Annotated in this window: 16 protein-coding genes; 9 read left to right on the top strand and 7 right to left on the bottom strand. The window is 61.7% G+C overall.

What is annotated here, in order from left to right; genetic code table 11:
• Nucleotides 1-58 precede the first annotated feature (58 nt).
• From BLR63_RS04705 to BLR63_RS04695, 3 genes are all read left to right on the top strand, one after another.
• The gene (locus BLR63_RS04705) at nucleotides 59-1,003 is read left to right on the top strand and encodes a LysR family transcriptional regulator (RefSeq protein ID WP_010564942.1); all 945 of its coding nucleotides are present in this window, start codon (nucleotides 59-61) and stop codon (nucleotides 1,001-1,003) included.
• A 170-nt stretch (nucleotides 1,004-1,173) separates the two neighbouring features.
• Nucleotides 1,174-1,566: a MerR family transcriptional regulator gene (locus BLR63_RS04700; RefSeq protein ID WP_010564941.1), complete on the top strand. Its 393-nt coding sequence runs from the start codon at nucleotides 1,174-1,176 to the stop codon at nucleotides 1,564-1,566.
• 16 nt (nucleotides 1,567-1,582) lie between these two features.
• A complete protein-coding gene (locus BLR63_RS04695) occupies nucleotides 1,583-2,482 on the top strand; it encodes a hydroxymethylglutaryl-CoA lyase (protein ID WP_010564940.1) in 900 nt (299 codons plus the stop codon).
• Nucleotides 2,483-3,025: 543 nt separating this feature from the next.
• Here the strand turns inward: BLR63_RS04695 and BLR63_RS04690 are convergent.
• Together BLR63_RS04690 and BLR63_RS04685 are read right to left on the bottom strand one after the other, a co-directional pair.
• Nucleotides 3,026-8,191, bottom strand: a complete 5,166-nt coding sequence (locus BLR63_RS04690; RefSeq protein WP_010564939.1) for an NEL-type E3 ubiquitin ligase domain-containing protein — start codon at nucleotides 8,189-8,191, stop codon at nucleotides 3,026-3,028.
• 81 nt (nucleotides 8,192-8,272) lie between these two features.
• Nucleotides 8,273-9,907: an AMP-binding protein gene (locus BLR63_RS04685; RefSeq protein WP_010564938.1), complete on the bottom strand. Its 1,635-nt coding sequence runs from the start codon at nucleotides 9,905-9,907 to the stop codon at nucleotides 8,273-8,275.
• Between the two features lie 149 nt (nucleotides 9,908-10,056).
• Between BLR63_RS04685 and BLR63_RS04680 the strand changes: the two genes are divergently transcribed.
• The 4 genes from BLR63_RS04680 to BLR63_RS04665 are packed head-to-tail and all read left to right on the top strand — an operon-like array spanning nucleotide 10,057 to nucleotide 15,583.
• Nucleotides 10,057-11,220: an isovaleryl-CoA dehydrogenase gene (locus tag BLR63_RS04680; protein ID WP_010564937.1), complete on the top strand. Its 1,164-nt coding sequence runs from the start codon at nucleotides 10,057-10,059 to the stop codon at nucleotides 11,218-11,220.
• An 11-nt stretch (nucleotides 11,221-11,231) separates the two neighbouring features.
• On the top strand, nucleotides 11,232-12,839 hold the full coding sequence (locus BLR63_RS04675; protein ID WP_010564936.1) for a carboxyl transferase domain-containing protein: 1,608 nt from the start codon (nucleotides 11,232-11,234) through the stop codon (nucleotides 12,837-12,839).
• A 15-nt stretch (nucleotides 12,840-12,854) separates the two neighbouring features.
• The gene (locus BLR63_RS04670) at nucleotides 12,855-13,661 is read left to right on the top strand and encodes a gamma-carboxygeranoyl-CoA hydratase (RefSeq protein WP_010564935.1); all 807 of its coding nucleotides are present in this window, start codon (nucleotides 12,855-12,857) and stop codon (nucleotides 13,659-13,661) included.
• On the top strand, nucleotides 13,658-15,583 hold the full coding sequence (locus BLR63_RS04665) for an acetyl/propionyl/methylcrotonyl-CoA carboxylase subunit alpha (protein WP_010564934.1): 1,926 nt from the start codon (nucleotides 13,658-13,660) through the stop codon (nucleotides 15,581-15,583). The genes BLR63_RS04670 and BLR63_RS04665 overlap by 4 nt, the downstream gene beginning before the upstream one ends.
• Here BLR63_RS04665 and BLR63_RS04660 read toward each other — a convergent pair.
• Entirely contained in the window at nucleotides 15,580-16,215 is a 636-nt protein-coding gene (locus BLR63_RS04660) for a LexA family protein (protein WP_042946806.1), read from the bottom strand. The two genes, BLR63_RS04665 and BLR63_RS04660, sit on opposite strands and share 4 nt — an antisense overlap.
• Nucleotides 16,216-16,347: 132 nt before the next feature.
• Between BLR63_RS04660 and BLR63_RS04655 the strand changes: the two genes are divergently transcribed.
• Nucleotides 16,348-16,698 carry a DUF6124 family protein gene (locus BLR63_RS04655; RefSeq protein WP_010564932.1) on the top strand — a complete coding sequence of 117 codons (351 nt, stop codon included), beginning with the start codon at nucleotides 16,348-16,350 and terminating at the stop codon, nucleotides 16,696-16,698.
• 152 nt (nucleotides 16,699-16,850) lie between these two features.
• On the opposite strand, the gene BLR63_RS04650 is transcribed toward BLR63_RS04655, so the two are convergent.
• Nucleotides 16,851-17,063 (bottom strand): hypothetical protein, encoded by a 213-nt coding sequence (locus BLR63_RS04650; RefSeq protein WP_010564931.1) that lies wholly within the window; start codon nucleotides 17,061-17,063, stop codon nucleotides 16,851-16,853.
• A 101-nt stretch (nucleotides 17,064-17,164) separates the two neighbouring features.
• On the opposite strand from BLR63_RS04650, the gene BLR63_RS04645 reads away from it, so the two are divergent.
• On the top strand, nucleotides 17,165-18,316 hold the full coding sequence (locus tag BLR63_RS04645) for a M14 family metallopeptidase (RefSeq protein WP_010564930.1): 1,152 nt from the start codon (nucleotides 17,165-17,167) through the stop codon (nucleotides 18,314-18,316).
• A 3-nt stretch (nucleotides 18,317-18,319) separates the two neighbouring features.
• Here BLR63_RS04645 and BLR63_RS04640 read toward each other — a convergent pair whose 3' ends face one another.
• The 3 genes from BLR63_RS04640 to BLR63_RS04630 form a co-directional block, all read right to left on the bottom strand.
• The gene (locus BLR63_RS04640; RefSeq protein ID WP_010564929.1) at nucleotides 18,320-18,859 is read right to left on the bottom strand and encodes a cytochrome b; all 540 of its coding nucleotides are present in this window, start codon (nucleotides 18,857-18,859) and stop codon (nucleotides 18,320-18,322) included.
• Nucleotides 18,856-19,938, bottom strand: coding sequence for a catalase family peroxidase (locus tag BLR63_RS04635; protein WP_010564928.1), 1,083 nt, complete (start codon nucleotides 19,936-19,938; stop codon nucleotides 18,856-18,858). Before BLR63_RS04635 ends, BLR63_RS04640 begins: the two co-directional genes overlap by 4 nt.
• Before the next feature lie 120 nt (nucleotides 19,939-20,058).
• Nucleotides 20,059-20,823 carry an enoyl-CoA hydratase-related protein gene (locus BLR63_RS04630; protein ID WP_010564927.1) on the bottom strand — a complete coding sequence of 255 codons (765 nt, stop codon included), beginning with the start codon at nucleotides 20,821-20,823 and terminating at the stop codon, nucleotides 20,059-20,061.
• Nucleotides 20,824-20,840 lie beyond the last annotated feature (17 nt).

The raw sequence follows: 20,840 nt of genomic DNA, 5'->3' as shown, positions 1-20,840 counted from the left end.
ACATTCATCACCGATATATGATCGGGGCATGGACACCTAACAATAAGAGCGCAACGAAATGAATCTGAGCAAGGTCGACCTCAACCTGTTTATCGTCTTTGACGCGATCTACACCGAAGCCAACCTGACCCGCGCCGGGCAGATTGTCGGCATCACCCAGCCGGCGGTGTCCAATGCGCTGGCGCGCCTGCGCGAAACCTTCAATGACCCGCTGTTCGTGCGCACCGCCCAAGGCATGGTGCCCACGCCGATGGCGCAGAACATCATCGGCCCGGTGCGCAACGCCCTGTCGCTGCTGCGCGTATCGGTGCAGGAAAGCCGGATTTTCAACCCGCAGCAGGCGGCCAAGACCTACCGCATCAGCATGACCGACCTCACCGAAGCGGTGATCCTGCCGCCGCTGTTCCAGCGCCTGCGCCGCCTGGCGCCGACGGTGGTGATCGAGAGTTTCCTGTCCAAACGCCGCGAAACCACCAAGGAACTGGCCGCCGGGCGCCTGGACTTTGCCGTGGACGCGCCGCTCAACACCGACCCACAGGTGCGTCACGTCAAGCTGATGGAAGACCGTTACGTGTGCGCCATGCGCAAGGGCCATCCGATGGCGGGCAAGGACAAGTTCACCCTGGATGATTACCTATCGCTGACCCATATCCATATCTCCAGCCGCCGCAACGGCCTGGGCCATGTCGACCTGGCCCTGGGCAAGATGGGCATCCAGCGCAAGATCGCCCTGCGCTCCCAGCATTACCTGATGGCCTCGCAAGTGCTGCAACAGACCGACATGGTCATGACCGTGCCCGAGCGCTTCGCCCGCCGCCATGAACTGCACTGGTTCAACCTGCCGGTCAATGACGTGCCACCGGTGGAAACTCACCTGTACTGGCACGAAAGCACCGATCAGGACCCGGCGAACCGTTGGATGCGCGAGCAGATGATCGAGTTGTGCCAGCAGGTCACAGCCCATGAAAAGAAGCTGGACAAACTGCAAGCCCATTCCGTGTAGGAACGAGCTTGCTCGCGAAGAACGTCAACGATAACGCGGGCATCCTGAATGAATGCGGCGCTCTCAGGTTCTTCGCGAGCAAGCTCGTTCCTACAGGAGAATGGCCTGCAGGCTTGACGTTTACGTCAACCTGCCATTAGCTTAACGCCAAGACCTTCTTGAGCGCCCCCATGAGCACCACTTACAGCATCTCCGACCTCGCCCGCGAGCTCGACATCACCACCCGCGCCATTCGCTTCTATGAAGAACAAGGCCTGCTGGCCCCGGAACGCCGGGGCCAGGAACGCATCTATTCGGCGCGGGACAAGGTCAGCCTCAAACTGATCCTGCGTGGCAAACGCATCGGTTTTTCCCTGGCCGAATGCCGCGAGTTGATCGAACTGTACGACCCTACCAGCGGTAACCACGTCCAACTCAACAGCATGCTGGCCAAGATCGCCGAGCGCCGCGAGCAGTTGGAACAGCAACTGCTGGATATCGAACAGATGAAGCTGGAACTGGACACCGCCGAAGAGCGTTGCACCCAGGCCCTGGCCCAAACCATGGCCCAGGTCGGCCATTGACCAGAAGGTAACTGCTATGTCCCTCCCCTCACACGTACGCCTGGTCGAAGTCGGTCCGCGCGACGGCCTGCAAAATGAAGCCCAGCCCATCAGCGTGGCCGACAAGGTCCGGTTGGTGGACGCCCTCAGCGCGGCGGGCTTGAGTTATATCGAAGTGGGCAGTTTCGTCTCGCCCAAATGGGTGCCGCAGATGGCCGGTTCCGCCGAGGTGTTCGCGCAGATCCAGCGCAAGCCGGGGGTGACCTATGCGGCACTGGCGCCGAACCTGCGCGGGTTTGAAGATGCGGTGGCGGCGGGCGTGAAGGAAGTCGCGGTGTTCGCAGCGGCGTCCGAGGCGTTTTCCCAGCGCAATATCAACTGTTCCATCAGCGAAAGCCTGGAACGCTTCGCGCCGATCATGGCAGCGGCCAGGCAGCAGGGGATCAGTGTGCGCGGCTATGTGTCCTGCGTGCTGGGTTGCCCATACGAAGGCGACATCGCGCCCGAACAAGTCGCGGCGGTCGCGCGGGAGCTGTATGCCATGGGCTGCTACGAGGTATCCCTGGGCGACACCATCGGCACCGGCACGGCAGGCGCCACGCGACGTCTGTTCGAAGTGGTCGGCGCGCAGGTGCCACGGGACAAGCTGGCTGGCCACTTCCATGACACCTATGGCCAGGCCATCGCCAACATCTATGCCAGCCTGCTGGAAGGGATCAACGTATTCGACAGCTCTATTGCGGGCCTCGGCGGTTGCCCTTATGCCAAGGGCGCCAGCGGTAACGTCGCCACCGAAGACGTGGTGTACCTGCTCGACGGCCTGGGTATCCACACCGGTATCGACCTGCAGGCGTTGATCGGCGCGGGCCGGCAAATCAGCCAGGTCGTGGGCCGCCCGAGCGGCTCGCGTGTGGCCAAGGCATGTAACGCCGTTTGAGTAGCGCGGCCGTGACAATGTGTTACCGCACGCCTACACATCGAGTAACACGGGAACATAATTTGTCGTATCTGCCGCAAGAAATTTCCCACGAAAAACTCAAATCATTGATTTTAAAGGCTTTTAAAAAGTTGGCACGGCTTCTGCTATCTCTATGGCATAACAAGAATAAAAAGCGCCAAACCTAATAAAAATAAGACGTAACGACTCTGACATAACAAAAACAACACGGCAGAGACGCAGCTAACAGATTTTTTTGGAGAAGATGTGCTTCGCAGGGAACGGCATGCCGAAACCCGCAACCGGTTAGAGAAAAATAAAACTACCTCAGGTAGCTACCCACTGGTTGGATCGTTAACGAAGAAGCAGATCAGCGCTCAAAAAAATACGTTTGCTCTTGATCCCGCATGGGGGTCGCCAAAAACAGCGGTAAAGGGCCACGGTTGCCAAAAACAACAATAGACCGCCCCTCAATAATAAAAAAAGAGCACGCAACGACACGTTAAAGGGGACCTTCGGGTCCCCTTTGTGTTTTGTGACGTTTCAGACGTCAGTCCCTTGCACCGCCGCAAAATTATTGAGTACCGAGCGAGTCAAGGTGCCCATCGCCTGCGTCTCCTGCGCCAGTTGCTCAACGCCGAGGGCATTGTACTGCTCAACGTAAAAAGCACTTTGCATCGAACCGTCGACCAGGATTTCATCCCGACGCTTGCCCAACAGCCGCCCCAGGGTGTCGACCAGCTCATGGTGGCGTGCCTGCCATTGCGCCGGATCCGCACTGCTCGCCTGCCGGGTTTGCCACTCCGACAGTTCTTCCAGCGCCTCGGCTTTTTCCGTGAGCTGCGCACGAGCCGGCGCCATCAACGCCTCGAGTTCCTGGGCGTAGCGGCTGCGCAGGTGTTTTTGCCAGAAGCCCTGGGCGACGAAAAACGTCGTTTCGTCAGCTGCCACCTGTTCATCACGGATGACGTGCTCGTAGGCCTCGTCGATCGCGGCCTCGCTCACATTCGCTTGATGGGGAAACAACATCTCCCGGGTCTTGATCGGCAGTTCCAGGCGGTCCGCCAACTTGATGCGGTAGGCCATGATGACTTCGACCTGTTCCGTGAAACCAGGCCCGCGCGCCTCGACGTCCCGTTGTGCAATGGCATCCACCAGGTGTAGGCGAAACAGCTTTCTGGCGGTGCCGACCAGCGCGCCCTCGGCATTGGCCTCTCCCGCCAGCGCCAGCGCCCTTGCCCCGATCAATGCCCTTTCGAGGTTCATGAACTCGACCGTACTGCCATCGCCACAGGTGACGCGGTCATCAGCGGTGCTGAACAGCGTCTCGCGGATCTCCTGGCTTTCCCGAGTCGCTTCGAGCATGTCCCACAGACGTGCCGCCAACCCGGAGCGGGTGGCCTGCGAGGCGTATTCGGCACTGCGGGTGGTGTCGGCCAACACGGTGAAAAATGCGTTCGACTCCGGGTCGGCCAGCACGTCGTCCCACAGCTCGCCACGCTGCGCCCGCTCGCTTGGCGGCACGTCACGCAGCCATAAGGTCCGCGCCTCAGCCGCCGTCACGTGATCATCCCATTGCTGCGCAATCTCCCCGTGAAGCCGCGCAAGGGTCGCTGCCGACAGCGGATTGTCGTGCACGTTGATGCGTTCCGGGTGCTGGTAAGCGTATTCCGGCAGGGTCGTGATGCGGTTGGTGTGCAGATCGATGCGCGCCAGATGGGTCAATCGTTCCGCCCCCGCAGGGAATGTGGTGGTGCCGGTATCGTGCAGGTAAAGCTGGTTCAGATTGCGCATGCCGCGCAAGTCGGCGGTCCATCCCAGGCGACGGTTGTCGGAGAGGTTAAGGATCTTCAGGTTCTGCATGGCTTCCAGGCGTGCACGGCTTTGTTCGGTCAGCTGGATATCGTTTCGACTCAAGTTGAGTTTGGTCAGCCGCGTGCCGCCGTTGGCGAATTCCGGCAACCGCGTGAGGTTGTTCTCACGCATATTCAGCCAGCGCAGGCCGCCGAACGATTCGAGAAAGGGCAACGAACTGTCGGACAGGTACAGACGATGCAACACCAGGCTGCCCACATGGTCCATGTTCGCCGTCAGCGCAGGCAGCTCGCCGATTGCCTCATCGGTCAACTCCAAGACATGTCCGATAGGGGTTTGATCAGCCGCAAACGCCTGGGGTGACAGACGCTGCCAAGCGTCCTTGATAGACGCGCTGACTCGACGCCGGGCCCTGCGGTAACCCGACTCCCCCTCCTGCTGCCAGGCGACCAAGTCCTTGTCCAGTTGCGTGAACTCCTGTTGAAGCTGATTCAATCGTGCCAACCATACCGCCTCGCCACGCCCTTGAAGCCCGAGCATCTCGATGGTTTCTTCGAACGTTTTGGAGGGGTACAAGGAACGCGCGTTCATTTCACAGAGCGTCATCCCTCCGCCAGTGCCGCCTACCGGGCTCAGCGGATAGCCAAACCGCCCATCGGACAAGCGCATCGGCGACTTGAAACCCGGCTTGATGGCTTGCATGCCCAGGGCTTGCCTGCTCGCCTGTTCGCTCAGGGGCTGCGCGGCAATCTCTGCCTTCAAGGCCTGGGTCGAGGCCCTGAGCCCTGGAAAGTCGCTGAACTGGCCGTTGCTGGCAATCCATAGCGCGCTGTAGAACGCATCGGGGTCCGACCGCCAGTACTCCACCGTCTTTGGCCCGCTGTACACCGCCCACTCCTTCATGCTCATCCGCACCAGGCGAAACTGGCGGGGAGCATCCGCGCGCCCTACCCGGCCCAGCACCTCACCGTCATACGCCCCCGCGCGCAGCTCGATGCCCACCCCCTCGAGGCGACCAGGCAATGCAGCCAGCTTGTGCAGCGCCAGATGCACGCTGTCCATGGTCATCTCGCTGTCGAACAGCTGGTCGGTATGGGCACGCATGAGCCGGGCTTTCTGCAAGTAGTTGCGGGCTTCTTCGGCCAGACGCAACGGCAGGCGCGAGGTGCTGTCCATCCGGGTCAGATCGCGGCTGTTGGCCTGGTCGACCAGTTCCTCGGCCACGAGCTTGGGCAGGCCGGGGAAATGACGCTGGATCAACTGTACATGGCGGTCACTGGAGAGCTCGCCCGCAGTGACCTCATCCCTGAACAGTTTGCCTCGCGTGCGTTTCGCGGCGCCCAGCAACTGGTCGCGGTAGCGTAACGCCCGCGCCTGAGGTGTACGCCACTCTTGCATCAAGCGCTCGACTTGAGCATCGAGTTCCTCCGAATTTTTCGGCCTGGGAATTGCGGTGTCGTCCAGCTCCAGGCCGCCCGCCATGGCCACACGCCCACGCATGAGGCGCTTGAGACCGGCTTCGTTGAGCAAATGGCGTATTTCAGGCTCACTCAGCTGGTTGAGCAGTAACGGCACCAGCCCGCCGTTCTCGATCTCTTGGACATCGAGCTTCACAACCTGTCCGCGCGCCTTGACGTCTGCCGATCGCCATACCAGGTCGCCTTGCGCGTCAAACACCACCAGCACCTTGGATTTTGGCCACATGCCAGTGTCCACCAACACCTTCAATTGCAAAGCCCAATCGGCCCGGCTGGACACCTGCGGATCGGCGCTGCTCAACTGCTCGATAAATGCTTGATGCTTGCCCGCCCACTCAAAGCGCCGCAGGGTTTCCCTGAATAACGGTGGCGGCAGTTGCTGGTCCACATAGACACGGCGCAATTCATCATCCGTCACCCCGCTGATCAGGCGGATCTGTTCCAGTTGGCTATCGCTCAGCTTCTCGACACGGGGCCCGAGACGCCGCAGCAAGGTGCTGCGGTCCCAGGTCTGGGGTTGTTCGAATTCATGCACCCAGGCACCCTCGCCGTTATGGCGAATGCGCGGTGCATAGCGCGACTCGCCGTCGGGGTGAATGAGCCTGAAGTCGTCACCGGTTTGTGCGGCCTGCACCTGATAGTGGCCGTCCTCGACCGGCAGGTACGTTCGCCCCTCGTGGGCATAAAGCCCCCTGGCGTCGGGCTTGAGACCGCTCGGTAACGCGAGCTGATGCCGATAGCTCGCGGGATTGAAATCATACAAACGGGTGCGTCCACCGAACTCGACATGCACCAGGCGCCTGACGATCGCCGTGTCCTTTGCCACCAGCAAGACTTTGGGAACCGCCAGCCCTGCCAGGTTCAGAGCCATCGCCGAAAAATGCGCCCAGGTGGCACGTGTATCGCCGTCGGACCACGCGCTAATGCCTTCGCATACCTCGTAAATCATCTGTATCGCGCCGACCACCAGCATCGCTTCCCCAAGGAAAGGCACCACGAACGCCGCCAGGTTGAGGATATCCAGGGCCTTGCTGCCCCAGGACCAGAGCCAGGCGTTGTAGGCACGTTTGGTGATGTCTGCGGTCGATACCGCACTGGAGCTAACGTTGTCCATGATAAAGCACACGCGTTTTACGGCACTCTCGTACCACAGGTCGCTCCAGTGGTGGCCGTAATGGCCTTGCTCGGTGATTTTGCTTTTCTTCGCCGCATCGAAATCCTGGTCGGGCGTGTAGTTGCCGCCAGGGTCGAGCAATGTCTTGAGCTTTGAATAAAACCCATCCTGCTCGGACAACGGCACGAATTGACTGAAGAACTGGCGGTACTCGACAGCGCACAGGCGTGTGGTCAGATGCTCGGTAAAAGCGCCGATGTTGTCATAAGCCTTGAGCGGGTGAAGCGGGTCGCCAGGGATGTAAACCATGCATGGCCGCGGCCGGAGCTCGGAGTTGACCAGCAAGTCCTCCCACACCACCGGACCGATGACCAGGATGCTGTCCAGTTGGAACGAGTACAGCTTGAAGCGACAGAACGAGACGATGTCCTTGCCCCATTTGTTCCCGGCCTGCTTGATCAGAATGGCTTTGATCAAGGCGTAATGGGAGGGTTGGATATCGCCCTTCATCAAGGCGATTTCGGCGGCCAGTTCCACTTGGTTCCGATGGCTGGTCATCAGCGTGGCGTAGAGTTTTCCAGGCCGGGCGCCCGATGGCTGCGGGAGGATATGGGCATTGATCCCGGAACGCATATATTCGAAATACGTGCCCCCCAGGTCCAACCGGCGGCACATGGCGGCGAACTCATGGGCCTCGATGTCCAGCTTGAGCGCCTGGACATTCGCCGGAACATGCAGCTTGCTGGCGGGATATCGGTGGAAATCGTACCGGGTGATCAGGTGGCAATCGCTACAGACCGGTCGTTTGGCCTCATCCTCCGTGAAATTGTTCAAGGCCGCTTCGAGCAGGCTCAAGCCTTTATAGAAGTAGAACTGAGGCTCCAGGGCGCTGACTCTGTCGGTGGGCACCTCCTCAGGGCCGGGATTGCACTCCTTTTGCTCCATCTTTCGCGCATAGAACACCTTTCTGACGTCCAGGCGCTGACCGAAGGTTTTCTCTATTTCGGCCACCAGCAACGGCTCGGCATAGTCCGCTGGATTTTTCAGCGGGCTGAACAATTGGTCCAGATGGTTCAAGGAACGGCGGCTGCGCAGATGGACCTCCTTCATCCGCTCCCTGTCCGCCGCTGAAGCCTGCTTGTACCAATCCGGAATGCGCAGATCCAGCGCGGCCAGCTCGGTTTTGCGCGCGTCCAGGGCTCCGGTGTACCACTCGGGGGTGTTGTCGCTGATGACCCTGGCGTGAAGACTCTGCTCATCCTCAGCAGTGAGCGCGGTGGGATCGATGACCTTGTCTGTCATGTGCATGACCTTTAAATGGCGGAATATCCCGCCACTCTAGGCAATGGGTTCCAGCGTCAAGCGGTAGACATGCATGACGCTTCAGCCATCGCGCCGCAGCTCCTGGAGACTGATCTCGCGCATGCGAAATTTCTGGATCTTGCCGGTCACGGTCATTGGGAACTCATCGACGAACTTGAAATACCGGGGAGTCTTGAAGTGCGCGATCCGGCCTTTGCACCAGCTTTGCAGCTCCAGTGCCGTGGCCCCATGGCCGGGGTGCAACTTGATCCAGGCGACGATCTCTTCGCCGTAACGCGGATCGGGAATGCCAATGATCTGCACGTCCGCCACCGCCGGGTGGGTGAAGAAGAATTCTTCGAGTTCCCGCGGGTACAGGTTCTCGCCACCGCGAATGATCATGTCCTTGTTGCGCCCGACGATGCACACATAGCCGTGCTCATCCATGGTGGCCAGGTCGCCGGTGTGCATCCAGCCGGCTTCATCGACGGCGTCGCGGGTGCCCTCGGGGTTGTTCCAATAGCCGAGCATCACGCTGTAGCCGCGGGTGCACAGTTCGCCGACCTCACCGCGCGCCACGGTGTTGCCATCGATGTCGATGAGCTTGTTTTCCAGTTGCGGCTGGGTACGCCCGACCGTGGTCACGCGACGTTCGAGATCATCATCCGCGCCGGTTTGCAGGGACACGGGGCTGGTTTCGGTCATGCCATAGGCGATCTGCACCTCGCCCATGTGCAGCTCGCCGATGACCCGGCGCATCACTTCGATGGGGCACGTGGCGCCGGCCATGATCCCGGTGCGCAGGCTGCTCAGGTCGAACTCACTGCGGCGCGGGTGATCGAGCAGGGCGATGAACATGGTGGGCACGCCGTACAGGCCGGTGGCGCGCTCTTCGGCGACGGCGGTGAGGGTCAGCAATGGGTCGAAGCCGTCATTCGGGTAGATCAGGGTGGTGCCATGGGTGATGCAGCCCAGGTTGCCCATCACCATGCCGAAACAGTGGTACAGCGGCACCGGGACCACCAGGCGATCCTGCGCGGTCAGGCCCAGGCTTTCGCCGACCATGTAACCGTTATTGAGGATGTTGTGGTGACTGAGGGTCGCGCCCTTGGGAAAGCCGGTGGTGCCGGAGGTGTACTGGATATTCACGGCTTGATCGACGTGCAGGCTGGCCTGGCGGTTGTGCAGTTGCTCGGGCGGGATACCGGCGCCAAGGGCCGCCAACTGCGACCAGGGCATGAACCCCGGCGGCGGGCTGGGATCGAGGCTGATGAGGCCGCGCAAGTCGGGGTTCAGCGCTCGCAGCATCCCGTGGTAATCGGAGGTCTTGAACGCGCCGGCGCACACCAGCCACTGGCAGCCCGATTGCTCGAGCACGTAGGCCAATTCACTGCTGCGATAGGCCGGATTGATATTGACCAGGATCACCCCGAGCTTGGCGCTGGCCATCTGGCAGATCAGCCACTCGGCACAGTTGGGAGCCCAGATACCCAGGCGGTCACCGGTTTGCATGCCCAGGGCCAGGAATGCGCGGGCGTGCAGATCAACGGTCTCGGCCAATTGCCGCCAGGTGTAGCGCAGCCGTTGATGGCGCACCACCAGGGCATCGCCGTCTGGATACTGCGCAACGGTGCGGTCGAAGGCCTGGCCAATGGTCATGGCCAGCAAGGTCTTGTCCTGGGAGCCACGGCTGTAGCTCGGATTCGGTTGATCCATAACGACCCCTGTTGTCTTTTTTGTAGGTTGACGTAAACGTAAACTACGATTGACAGCGCCGCAACGCAAGCTTACGTTAACGTAAAGGTGAGCGCCCTCCCCTGGCGCCCAATCCGCACAACAACAATGCTCACATTAAGGTGCCTGCCATGAGTTACCCGTCCCTGAACTTCGCCCTCGGCGAGACCATCGACATGTTGCGCGATCAGGTGCAGTCCTTCGTGACCAAGGAGATCGCCCCCCGCGCCGCACAGATCGACCGCGACAATCTGTTCCCCGAAGACCTGTGGCGAAAGTTCGGTGACATGGGCCTGCTGGGCATTACCGTTGCCGAGGAATACGGCGGCGCCGGCCTGGGCTACCTGGCCCATGTGGTGGCCATGGAAGAGATCAGCCGCGGCTCGGCGTCGGTGGCGTTGTCCTACGGCGCCCACTCCAACCTGTGCGTGAACCAGATCAACCGCAATGGCACCCACGCCCAGAAACTCAAGTACCTGCCGAAACTGATCAGCGGCGAACACATCGGCGCCCTGGCCATGAGCGAACCGAATGCCGGCTCCGACGTGGTCTCGATGAAACTGCGCGCCGACAAACGCGGCGACCGCTATGTGCTCAACGGCAGCAAGACCTGGATCACCAACGGTCCCGACGCCAGCACCTACGTGATCTACGCCAAGACCGACCTGGAAAAAGGCGCCCACGGCATCACGGCCTTTATCGTCGAGCGCGATTGGAAAGGCTTCAGCCGCAGCAACAAATTCGACAAGCTCGGCATGCGCGGCTCCAACACCTGCGAGCTGTTTTTCGATGACGTGGAAGTGCCCGAAGACAACATCCTCGGCGTGCTCAACGGCGGCGTGAAGGTGTTGATGAGCGGCCTGGACTACGAACGCGTCGTCCTGTCCGGCGGCCCCACCGGGATCATGCAGGCGTGCATGGACCTGATCGTGCCGTACATCCACGACCGCAAGCAGTTCGGCCAGAGCATCGGCGAATTCCAGCTGATCCAGGGCAAGGTCGCCGACATGTACACCCAACTCAACGCCAGCCGCGCCTACCTCTACGCCGTGGCCCAGGCCTGCGAGCGCGGCGAGACCACGCGCAAGGACGCAGCCGGGGTGATCCTCTACAGCGCCGAACGCGCCACACAAATGGCCCTCGACGCGATCCAGATCCTGGGCGGCAATGGCTATATCAACGAATTCCCCGCCGGACGCCTGCTGCGTGACGCCAAGCTGTATGAAATCGGCGCCGGCACCAGTGAGATCCGCCGGATGCTGATCGGTCGCGAACTCTTCAACGAAACCCGCTGAAGGAGCGCGCCATGGCCACCCTGCACACCCAACTCAACCCGCGTTCGGCGGAATTCGCCGCCAACAGCGCGGCGATGCGCCAACAGGTCGATGCCCTGCACACCCTGCTTGCCCAAGTGCAGCAAGGCGGCGGCGCCAAGGCTCAGGAGCGGCACACCTCGCGGGGCAAACTGCTGCCGCGCGAGCGCATCAATCGCCTGCTCGATCCCGGCTCGCCGTTCCTTGAACTCAGCCAGTTGGCCGCCCATCAGGTCTACGGCGAAGAGGTACCCGCGGCGGGGTTGATCGCCGGGATCGGCCGCGTGGAAGGCGTCGAATGCATGATCGTCGCCAACGACGCCACGGTGAAAGGCGGCTCCTACTACCCGCTCACCGTGAAAAAGCACCTGCGCGCCCAGACCATCGCCGAGCAGAACCGCCTGCCATGCATCTACCTGGTGGACTCCGGCGGCGCCAACCTGCCGCGTCAGGATGAAGTGTTCCCGGACCGCGAGCACTTCGGACGGATCTTCTTCAACCAGGCCAACATGAGCGCCCAGGGCATCCCGCAGATCGCCGTGGTGATGGGCTCGTGCACCGCCGGCGGCGCCTATGTGCCGGCCATGGCCGACGAAGCGATCATGGTGCGCCAGCAGGCCACCATCTTTCTCGCCGGCCCGCCGCTGGTAAAGGCCGCCACCGGTGAAGTGGTCAGCGCCGAAGACCTCGGCGGCGCCGATGTGCACTGCAGGATTTCCGGGGTAGCCGACCACTATGCCGACAGCGACGAACACGCCCTGGCCCTGGCCCGCCGCAGTGTGGCCAACCTCAACTGGCGCAAACAGGGCGAGCTGCGGCAACGCCCGTCGGTGGCGCCGCTGTACAGCGGCGAAGAACTCTACGGTGTGATCCCGGCCGATGCCAAACAGCCCTTCGATGTACGCGAAGTGATCGCGCGGCTGGTGGATGGCTCGGTGTTCGATGAATTCAAGGCGCTGTTCGGCACGACTCTGGTGTGCGGCTTTGCGCACTTGCACGGCTACCCGATCGCGATCCTGGCCAACAACGGCATTCTGTTCGCCGAAGCCGCGCAAAAAGGCGCGCACTTTATCGAACTGGCCTGCCAGCGCGGGATTCCGCTGTTGTTCCTGCAGAACATCACCGGCTTTATGGTCGGCCAGAAATACGAAGCCGGCGGCATCGCCAAGCATGGCGCCAAACTGGTCACCGCCGTGGCCTGCGCCAAGGTGCCGAAATTCACCGTGATCATCGGCGGCAGCTTCGGCGCCGGTAACTACGGCATGTGCGGGCGCGCCTATGACCCGCGTTTCTTGTGGATGTGGCCCAACGCACGCATCGGCGTGATGGGCGCCGAACAGGCGGCCGGTGTGTTGGTGCAGGTCAAGCGCGAACAGGCCGAACGCGCGGGGGTCGCCTTCAGCGCCGAGGAAGAAGCCGCGATCAAGCAGCCGATCCTCGACCAGTATGAAACCCAGGGCCATCCCTACTATTCCAGTGCGCGCCTGTGGGATGACGGCGTCATCGACCCGTTGCAGACCCGCGACGTACTGGCCCTGGCACTGTCTGCCGCGCTGAACGCGCCCATCGAGCCGAGCCGCTTCGGCGTGTTCCGCATGTAAATGGAGCTGTCCCCCATGAGCGATTTCAACACCCTCGAACTGATCACCGACAGCCGTGGTTTCGCCACGCTGTGGCTCAGTCGCGAAGCCAAGAACAACGCGTTCAATGCGCAAATGATCCGCGAACTGATCATCGCCCTCGACCAGGTCCAGGCGGATGCGTCCCTGCGCTTCCTGGTGCTGCGCGGGCGCGGTAAGCACTTCAGCGCCGGTGCCGATCTGGCGTGGATGCAGCAATCGGCCGAGCTGGATTACTCCACCAACCTGGACGACGCCCGCGAACTGGCGGAGCTGATGTACAACCTGGCCAAGCTGAAAATCCCCACGCTGGCGGTGGTGCAAGGCGCGGCCTATGGCGGCGCGCTGGGCCTGATCAGTTGCTGCGACATGGCCATCGGTGCCGATGATGCGCAGTTCTGCCTCTCGGAAGTGCGCATCGGCCTGGCGCCGGCGGTGATCAGCCCCTTTGTGGTACAGGCCATCGGCGAACGGGCGGCGCGGCGCTATGCCTTGACCGCCGAACGCTTTGACGGCCAGCGCGCGCGGGAAATCGGCCTGCTCGCGGAAAGCTATCCGATTGACGAACTCGACCGCCAGGTCGAACACTGGATCGCCAACCTGCTGCACAACAGCCCGGCGGCGATGCGCGCCAGCAAGGACCTGCTGCGTGAAGTCGGCAACGGCGCACTCACCCCGGCCCTGCGTCGCTATTGCGAAAATGCCATCGCGCGCATCCGCGTCAGCGCCGAAGGCCAGGAAGGCTTGCGCGCCTTTTTGCAAAAACGTCCACCCAGCTGGCAGCCACAGGAACCGCGCCCATGAGCACATTGACCCGCGTACTGGTGGCCAACCGGGGCGAAATCGCCTGCCGGGTGATGCGCACCGCCAAGGCCATGGGCCTGAGCACCGTGGCGGTCCACAGCGCCATCGACCGTGATGCACGCCACTGCCGCGAGGCGGATATCCGTGTCGACCTGGGCGGCAGCAAAGCCGCCGACAGCTACCTGCAAATCGACAAACTGATCGCCGCCGCCCACGCCAGCGGCGCCCAGGCGATTCATCCGGGCTACGGGTTCCTGTCGGAAAACGCCGAATTTGCCCGTGCAATCGAGGCCGCGGGCTTGATCTTCCTCGGCCCGCCCGCCTCCGCCATCGATGCCATGGGCAGCAAATCGGCAGCCAAGGCGCTGATGGAAACCGCCGGCGTACCGCTGGTGCCGGGTTATCACGGCAGAGCCCAGGACCTGGACACCTTTCGCGACGCCTGCGCGCGCATCGGCTATCCGGTGCTGCTCAAGGCCACGGCCGGCGGGGGCGGCAAGGGCATGAAGGTGGTCGAAGACGTCAGCCAATTGGCCGAAGCCCTGGCGTCGGCCCAGCGTGAGGCGCTGTCCTCGTTCGGCAATGGGCAGATGCTGGTGGAGAAATACCTGCTCAAACCGCGTCATGTGGAGATCCAGGTGTTTGCCGATCAGCATGGGCATTGCCTGTACCTCAACGAACGTGATTGCTCGATCCAGCGTCGTCACCAGAAAGTCGTGGAAGAAGCACCGGCACCGGGGTTGAGCGTTGAGCAACGCCGCGCGATGGGCGAAGCGGCAGTGCGCGCGGCCCAGGCCATCGGTTACGTGGGTGCGGGCACCGTGGAGTTTTTGCTGGATGCGCGTGGCGAATTTTTCTTTATGGAGATGAACACGCGACTGCAGGTCGAACATCCGGTCACCGAGGCGATTACCGGCCTCGATCTGGTGGCCTGGCAGATTCGCGTGGCTCAGGGCGAGGCGCTGCCGATCACTCAGGCGCAAGTGCCGCTGATCGGGCATGCGATCGAAGTGCGCTTGTATGCCGAAGACCCATCGAACGATTTCCTCCCGGCGACCGGGCACCTGACGCTGTACCGCGAATCGGCCCCGGGCCCTGGGCGCCGGGTGGACAGCGGGGTCGAACAAGGCGACAGCGTCTCGCCGTTCTACGACCCGATGCTCGGCAAGCTGATTGCCTGGGGCGAGGACCGCGAACAGGCGCGCCTGCGGTTGTTGAGCATGCTCGATGAGTTTGCCGTCGGCGGGCTCAAGACCAACCTGGGCTTTCTGCGGCGCATTATCGGGCATCCGGCGTTCGCGGCGGCTGAACTGGATACCGGGTTTATTCCACGCTATCAGGACGAACTGTTGCCCCAGGCGGGGCCGTTGAGTGATGAGTTCTGGCAGGCGGCGGGTTCGGCCTTCATACAGAGCTTGCCGGCGGGCGATGGGCCTTGGGCGGATACACGAGGTTTTCGCGCTGGATTACCGGCCGAAATCTCGCTGCATTTGAGCTGCAACGGCCAGGATCGGCGGATGACGCTGGCGGACAATGCCGCGCAGTTGCGGGGCGAGCAGTTGCTGATCGAACGCCAGGGTGTGCGTCGCGCGCTTCTGGCGGTACGCAGCGAAGGCACCGTGTTCCTGCGCTGGGACGGCGAGATGCACGGCGTGAGCCTGTTCGATCCGATTGCGGCGGTCGAAGCCAACCACTCCCATCAGGGTGGGCTCAGCGCGCCGATGAACGGCAGCATCGTGCGGATACTGGTGGAGGTGGGCCAGGCCGTCGAGGCTGGCACGCAGTTGGTGGTGCTCGAAGCGATGAAGATGGAACACAGCATCCGGGCGCCCCAGGCCGGGATGATCAAGGCGCTGTTCTGCCAGGAAGGCGAAATGGTTGCCGAAGGTTGCGCGCTGGTGGAGCTCGAAGCAGCGGGTTAAAACTTCACCGTGGCCTGCACGACGACGCCCAGGATGCGGCAATCGTCGGTGTACAGCCGCTTCGGATAGGTAGGGTTGAGCGGCACCAGGTAGTGCTGGCCGCTCTCTTCGAGTAACTGACGGAAGGTGGCCTGGGGGTGACCGGCCCATTGGGCGACCACCAGTCTGCCAGGCTCGGCCGTGATGGCCGGATCGACCAGGATCATCATCCCGGCGCTGATACTCAAGCCGCTGGGGGCGGTCATCGCATCGCCCGTTACCGGGAGCCAGAACGCCTCGCCGTGGGCGTGGTAATCGGTCGATTCGAAGCGGGCCGCGCCGTAGGTCGCGCGTTCTTCACGCACTTCGCACAGGCCTTTCCAGTCGCTGACCGGGTAACGGAAAGAGGGGTTGTAGCGGGCATGTGCAGTCAGGTTCTCGTCGGTCTTTTCGCGAATCTCCAACGCAACTTCCAGGTACCCAAGCCCCAGGGCTTCGAGCACCCGCGTCATATCCGCCAGGCTCGGCACACGGCGCTTGTTCAGCCAATGGCCGACTCCGCCCTGGGACATGCCCAAGCGTTCAGCCAGCTCTCCCTGCGTGACCTTGCGGTCTTCCATGTTGGCCTTCACCAACGCTATCCACTTATCCATGGGGCATGACGATACGTCAGGTATTTTCCAGGGCAATAAACAGTTTGTAGTAATCCATAAAACGACATAAATACGATACGTACTATTATCAGGCATAAGGTTTTCAGCCCCCACTTGAGAGTACCGCCCCTTATGACCACGAGCCCTCGCCTCCTGCCTGAACCCCCACAATCCGATGATCTGCAAGACCTGCGCAGCAGCGGTGCCGCACAGCGCGCACTGGACTTTTACTTGAAAGAAAATATGTCGGTGCCAGCTGCGGACGGCGCCCTGTTCACCATCAAGCCGGGCATCAGCCAGGAGGAAGCCCTGGTGCACGCTTCGGACCTGCTGCGCAGCGCGGCGGCCACGGCCTATGAGTCGGCGAGCAGCCACCAGGGCAACCACCGGGACCTGGCGTTTTCAGTGGTGTATCTGATCGATATGGCGAAGGCGATGGTGGAGCGATCGTTGCAAGCGCCGCAGGCCCAGGCAAACGTATAGCGGGAGCGAAGCAAAAATATTTCTATCCCACGGATAAAAACATTTGACTTGCAAATGATAATGATTACTATTGGAGGCAACTGATCGCGAGATCAGTCGATAGACCAAGGGACCTTAGGTCGGACTCTTGGAATATCTCCTCATCAGGCTAATCACGGTTTTTGACCCGGCTCTTTGGCCGGGTCTTTTTTTTGCCAGTTTCCCTGGCTTGGCTTCAGGCTAATGAAGACTGTGTGTCGCTCGATGGCGCGAATGGTAGCAAAAGACCATCTCCCAAAGAAAGCCAGCCGAACGCTCCAGCCCAACTCATTGCAAAATAGCGCTTGAGAATCAATCTCACAGAACCTAAGCTGCGACAGCGTCATGGACGACGCCCCCCTCCTCCCTGCAACAATTTTGCATCCAGTCTTTACCGGGCTCCTGTGTAATATAGCCGCCACAACAATCATAATCAGGCACCCAGACTATGACAGTGGCTTTGACCTCCATCAGGATCAGCACCGACTTCGACAGTGGCAATATCCAGGTACTCGACGCCAGCGATGCCTACCAGTTATTGCTGGCGATCAACCCCGACACTCACAGCCCCCATTTCCAATGGTTCCACTTCAAGGCCGAAGGCATGCATGTGGGCCACACCCACACCTTTCGCCTGAGCAACGCCGGCAAGTCTTCCTATAAGCATGCATGGAGCGGCTACAACGCCGTGGCATCCTACGACCATGTCCATTGGTTTCGCGTCCCCACGCGGTTTGACGGCGAGATTTTGCATATCAGCCTCGAAACCCGCGAGAAGCACGCCTGGTTCGCCTATTTCGAACCCTACAGCCGCGAACGCCACGACTGGCTGATCGAGCGAGCGTTGAACCGCACCGACACCCAGTTGCTGGCCACCGGAAAGAGTGTCGAAGGTCGTGATATCCAACTGCTGCGCCGCGGCAAAGGCGGTGAAGATCGCCTCAACGTGTGGATCATCGCCCAGCAGCACCCCGGCGAACACATGGCCGAGTGGTTCATGGAAGGCGTCATCGAACGCCTGCAACAGGACGGCGACGCCGAACTGAAAAAACTGTTGGCGGTCGCCGACCTGTACCTGGTGCCCAACATGAACCCGGATGGTGCCTTCCACGGCCACCTGCGCACCAACGCCAAGGGCCAGGACCTCAACCGTGCCTGGCAGAGCGCTAGCGAAGAGAACAGCCCTGAAGTGCTGTTCGTGCAGCAGCAAATGGAAAAATACGGCGTGGACCTGTTCCTCGATATCCACGGCGACGAGGAAATCCCCTACGTCTTCACCGCCGGCTGCGAAGGCAACCCCGGCTACACCCCGCGCATCGAAGGGCTGGAGAAACGCTTTCGCAGCCACCTGAGCGCACTGACCCGCGACTTCCAGACCGTCCATGGCTACACCCGCGACCTGCCGGGCGAAGCCAACATGACCCTGGCCTGCAACGCCGTGGGCGAAAAGTACGACTGCCTGTCCCTGACCCTGGAAATGCCATTCAAGGACAACGACGACGCCCCCAACCCACAAACCGGCTGGTCAGGTAAACGCTCGATGCAGTTGGGCAAGGATGTGTTGAGTACGGTGGCGGACATCGTCACGTCCTTGCGCTAGGCGTCAGTCCTTGGTGCCGGTCATGCTTTGCAGTACGCCGTCACGCCGAATCAACCCATGGAACAACGCTGCCGCCAAGTGCACCAGTACCGTCAGGAACAGCACATAAGCCAAAAATCCATGGGCCTTGCGCAGTACGGCGAACAGCGGCGCATTGGCCGTCACCAGCGCGGGCAACCGCAGGGAACTGCTGAGCATCACCGGGTCGCCCGCCGCCGAAATCATTGCCCAACCCAACAGCGGCAGCACCAGCATCAAGGCATACAGCAGCAGGTGGGACGCCTTGGCCGCCAACACCTGCCACAGCGGCAGATCGCTGGGCAACGGCGGTTGGCGCGTGGAGAAACGCACCGCCAGCCGCACGATCACCAGCGCCAGGATCGCAATCCCCAACGGCTTGTGCAGGTGGATCAACCATTCATGCCGCTCGGAAACGGACGCCGCGAGACCCGCGCCGATAAACAGCATGGCGATGACCATCAGCGCCATCAGCCAGTGCAACAGGCGCGCCAGGGGCGCGAAAAACCGGGGTTGGGCATTCATTGCTTCGACTCCTGGGGCGCGCTGTGCAACGGGCTGACTTCACCGGCACGACGCAGGTAGGAACTGGCGTAAGCTGCCGAACGCGCGGCCAGCAGCGGGTCATTGGAGGCTTCGATACCGCTCGGTAACACCAGCGGGTCGAAGTTGATGTCGCGGCAATCGCCATCCGCCTGGGGCTGGCTGCTTTGCAGGACCAGGGTGCCGGCGTTCAGCACCTTGTGCTCGCCGGTCCAAGTCTTGCTCGCGTCATCCAGTGGGTCGCCGGGGTTGGCCAGGGTCATGTTCAACTGCCAACGCAACGGTCCTGACGCCAGGCGCTGCACCAGGTCTTTTTCGAGAAAATCATTGCCGGCTGGCGCAACAGCATCCGGCGCGTCCTGGCTCTGCGGGACGACACCCCAGCGCACCGCCTGACGCTTGCCATCGGCACCCACCAGGTAAAAGGCATTGATGCCGTTATAGGTTTCGGTGGCATAGCTGGCCGAAGGCTTGGCGGTCTTGACCCACGCCAGAAACGCCGCAGTCTCGGGATGGGCAGCAAAAAACGCCGGCATGTTCCCGGGGTTGGGCTTGCCGGTGGCCGGGTCCGGTGCGCCGGCCTTGAGCATCTGGTAGAACGCCTCGGGCGTGCCCACCGGGAACACTGGCATGCTGTTCATCCCGGTGCGCCATTGCTGGCCGTTGGCCTGGTTGAACTGCACGGCGAAACTACGGATCGGCACGCTGCTGTCCGGCGCATAGGGGTTGCCGCTGGGCAAAGCGAAACGGCCGACCACCGGGGTCCTGGCTTCGCTGAACACCTGGGCGCTGGAGTAGGCCCGCGCCTCAGGGCTGCTCTCGAAATACCCGGCGACGCATACGCCCTTGGCGTGGTTACGCCGGAACCCCGGGTGCACGCCGTTGTTGGTTTCCAGGGCATTGACCAGGGTTTTCGGACGCAGGCGCTGTGGGTCGAGGGTGCCGTTGACGTAGGCGAATGCCCCGGCCATGACCGCCACCACCCCGGCAATACACGCCAGCCTGATGACCCGGCTGGCGGTGCTGAGGGGCGGTTTGGGCGGCGATGAATGATCTACCATGAATAGCTCCAGGGCACGTGGCCGCAAGGGAAAGTGCTATGGGACGAATCCCATGTAGGTTTATTCCCCATTCACTGTAGTTTTTTCATGGCAGATGAATTGCCGGGGGTTCCCGTCGCCTTACGACTGGTTGAAGGATGCGTGCCGCTTGCTCAAAAAGGCCTGCATGCCTTCATGCTGGTCCGGGGTGGCAAACAAGCCATGAAACAGCCGACGTTCCAGGCGTACGCCCTCATGCAAGCCCAGCTCCAGGGACTGCGCCACGGCCTCCCGCGCTGCCCGCGTCGCCGTTCGGGAGAACCCGGCGATCTGCGCCGCCACCTCCAGCGCCTGGGCTAACAATGTCGCTGCTGGATAGACACGGGATACCAAGCCTGCCTGCTCGGCCTCGCGAGCCGTCATCGGTCGACCGGTCAGCACCAGGTCCATGGCCTTGGCCTTGCCGATCAGCCCGGTCAAACGCTGGGTCGCGCCCATGCCCGGCATCACGCCCAGCTTGATTTCCGGTTGAGCGAACGTGGCGGTATCGGCCGCAAAAATCATGTCGCACATCAGCGCCAGTTCACAACCTCCGCCGAACGCATACCCAGCGACGGCGGCAATGGTCGGGGTGCGCAGACGGGTAAAGGCCTCCCAGCCGACAAAATAGTCTTCGTTCAACATGTCCAGATAGGACTTGCCGCTCATTTCCTTGATGTCGGCCCCTGCGGCGAAATAATCGGCCGTACCGGTGACGACAAAGCAGCCGACCTGGGGATCCTGGTCCAGTGCCTCCAGGCACGAAAGCAGTTCCCGCATCAATGCCGAACTCAGCGCATTCTTGACTTGCGGCCGATTGAGCCGCACCAGCACCACCCGATCGTGACGCTCGATAACGAGATTCATAGACACCTCCACAGATT

It is taken from the genome of Pseudomonas extremaustralis (assembly GCF_900102035.1).
Lineage (GTDB): Bacteria > Pseudomonadota > Gammaproteobacteria > Pseudomonadales > Pseudomonadaceae > Aquipseudomonas > Aquipseudomonas extremaustralis.
Note: the sequence above shows the minus strand (reverse complement) of the source record. Positions and strands in the feature narration are given on the sequence as shown.

Bases quoted from the DNA above. Each gene is read 5' to 3' on its own strand.
- BLR63_RS04705 (WP_010564942.1), top strand. From the start codon at position 59: ATGAATCTGAGCAAGGTCGACCTCAACCTGTTTATCGTCTTTGACGCG.
- BLR63_RS04700 (WP_010564941.1), top strand. From the start codon at position 1,174: ATGAGCACCACTTACAGCATCTCCGACCTCGCCCGCGAGCTCGACATC.
- BLR63_RS04695 (WP_010564940.1), top strand. From the start codon at position 1,583: ATGTCCCTCCCCTCACACGTACGCCTGGTCGAAGTCGGTCCGCGCGAC.
- BLR63_RS04690 (WP_010564939.1), bottom strand. From the start codon at position 8,191: ATGACAGACAAGGTCATCGATCCCACCGCGCTCACTGCTGAGGATGAG.
- BLR63_RS04685 (WP_010564938.1), bottom strand. From the start codon at position 9,907: ATGGATCAACCGAATCCGAGCTACAGCCGTGGCTCCCAGGACAAGACC.
- BLR63_RS04680 (WP_010564937.1), top strand. From the start codon at position 10,057: ATGAGTTACCCGTCCCTGAACTTCGCCCTCGGCGAGACCATCGACATG.
- BLR63_RS04675 (WP_010564936.1), top strand. From the start codon at position 11,232: ATGGCCACCCTGCACACCCAACTCAACCCGCGTTCGGCGGAATTCGCC.
- BLR63_RS04670 (WP_010564935.1), top strand. From the start codon at position 12,855: ATGAGCGATTTCAACACCCTCGAACTGATCACCGACAGCCGTGGTTTC.
- BLR63_RS04665 (WP_010564934.1), top strand. From the start codon at position 13,658: ATGAGCACATTGACCCGCGTACTGGTGGCCAACCGGGGCGAAATCGCC.
- BLR63_RS04660 (WP_042946806.1), bottom strand. From the start codon at position 16,215: ATGGATAAGTGGATAGCGTTGGTGAAGGCCAACATGGAAGACCGCAAG.
- BLR63_RS04655 (WP_010564932.1), top strand. From the start codon at position 16,348: ATGACCACGAGCCCTCGCCTCCTGCCTGAACCCCCACAATCCGATGAT.
- BLR63_RS04650 (WP_010564931.1), bottom strand. From the start codon at position 17,063: ATGACGCTGTCGCAGCTTAGGTTCTGTGAGATTGATTCTCAAGCGCTA.
- BLR63_RS04645 (WP_010564930.1), top strand. From the start codon at position 17,165: ATGACAGTGGCTTTGACCTCCATCAGGATCAGCACCGACTTCGACAGT.
- BLR63_RS04640 (WP_010564929.1), bottom strand. From the start codon at position 18,859: ATGAATGCCCAACCCCGGTTTTTCGCGCCCCTGGCGCGCCTGTTGCAC.
- BLR63_RS04635 (WP_010564928.1), bottom strand. From the start codon at position 19,938: ATGGTAGATCATTCATCGCCGCCCAAACCGCCCCTCAGCACCGCCAGC.
- BLR63_RS04630 (WP_010564927.1), bottom strand. From the start codon at position 20,823: ATGAATCTCGTTATCGAGCGTCACGATCGGGTGGTGCTGGTGCGGCTC.